Source organism: Chrysiogenia bacterium (genome assembly GCA_020434085.1).
Classification (GTDB): Bacteria; JAGRBM01; JAGRBM01; order JAGRBM01; family JAGRBM01; genus JAGRBM01.
On sequence record JAGRBM010000526.1, the window covers coordinates 1 to 1,634 of the forward strand.

A 1,634-nucleotide genomic window follows, 5' to 3' on the forward strand; every position below is an offset into this window, starting at 1 on the left:
CAATGTGTCCTGAAGGCTCACCGGTGTCCCGTCCCCTTCCCCGTCCCTTATCTCTAGCGGAAAGCGCCTACTTCGTGAAGAGGGCGGCGTGGCCGCGGCCGTATTCGACGTAGTGGGCGGCGCTTTTGCCGAAGTTCGCGATCTCGTCGGGGGAAAGCTCCCGTTTGACCTTCGCGGGGCTCCCCATGACCAGCGTCCCGGCCGGCACGACCATCCTGGGCGGCACCAGCGCGCCGGCCCCCACCAGGGCGCCCTCCTCGACCACGGCCCCGTCGAGAATAATCGCCCCCATGCCGATCAGGCAGCGGTCCTGCACCGTGCAGCCGTGCAGGGTCACGCGGTGGCCCACGGTCACGTCACTTCCAATGTGGGTCGGCCAGACGTCCTTGGTGCAGTGGACCAGCGAGAGATCCTGAATGTTGGTGCGCGCGCCGATGCGGATCTCGTGCACGTCGCCGCGCACGACGCATCCGTACCAGATGCTCGCGTCCTCACCGAGGATCACGTCGCCGATGACGCTGGCGCCCGGCGCAATGAACACCGAGTCGGGGATCTTGGGATGGACGCCGTTCCAGGGCTCGATGATGGGCACCTTAGCCCCCGATCCCGTAGCGCTGCAGGAACTTCGAGACCTGCGCGCCCACATCGGGGGTGAGGTTCATGAAGTAGTAGATCTTCACATAGTAGTAGGTCAGCGGCACGGTGAAGTTGAGCGAATCCAGGCGATCGAGAAAGCCGCCGTGACCGGGCAGCAGGCCCGAAGCGTCTTTTACCCGCGCGTCGCGCTTGAGCATGGACTCGACCAGGTCGCCGGCGAGCCCGAAGACCGTAATCAGCGCGCCGAGAATCGCGCAGTGGTAGTACTCGAACTCCGCGGCGAATTTCTCTTCGGGAAAGAGGAGCGTGTAGGCCAGCTTGATCAGCATGCAGCCGAGCGTCGCGCCGATCAGCGAGCCGCCAAGGCCCTCCCAGCTCTTCTTGGGCGAGATGCTGGGGGCGAGCTTGGTCTTGCCGAACTTGCGGCCCATGAAATAACCGCCCGTGTCGGCCAGGAAAGTCCCCGCAATGGCCAGCAGCATGAACAACATGCCGATGTTCTCAATGTGCCCGGCGTGCGCGGCGGTGGAACTGCCGCCCGATAGGCCGATGCCCTTGAGAAAGCTGGAAACCCCGCCGGCGCCGCCGCGCGAGAAATACTTGCCCGCCACTTCAACGCCCACGTTGCGCAGCAGGACGAAGTGCGATCCCAGCCAGCCCACGTAGATCACGCCGAAGATGGTCACGCTCATGGCGCTGATGGCATCGGCCGTCTCGCGCCGGATCATGAGCTGCCACATGAGCACGCCCAGAATGGCGAGCATCAATAGATGCGTCACGTAGTAGGCATTCGAACCCTGGGCGATGATGACGAGCCCCAGCGTCGCGGAGATTCCCACGAGCCGGTGGGGCTTCATCCCCTTGCCCTCCATGAACATGTAGAACTCGGTCGCACCGAGCCCCATGACCACGCAGACGAGCAGCATCCACCAGAGCCCGCCCCCATAGAGGAAGAGCAGGATCAGCGGAATCGCCACCGCCGCCGTCATCAGGCGAGTGCCCAGGTCGGAGGGCTTCTTCTCGGCGGGCGCCTCGGC

2 protein-coding genes are annotated in these 1,634 nt (G+C 64.7%); both read right to left on the reverse strand.

Annotated elements, in window-relative coordinates; all coding sequences use genetic code 11:
• Positions 1-67: 67 nt before the first annotated feature.
• Positions 68-592 (reverse strand): gamma carbonic anhydrase family protein, encoded by a 525-nt coding sequence (locus KDH09_17645; GenBank protein MCB0221526.1) that lies wholly within the window; start codon positions 590-592, stop codon positions 68-70.
• Between the two features lies 1 nt (position 593).
• A partial coding sequence (locus tag KDH09_17650; GenBank protein MCB0221527.1) for a phosphatidate cytidylyltransferase occupies positions 594-1,634 on the reverse strand: 1,041 nt, incomplete at its 5' end.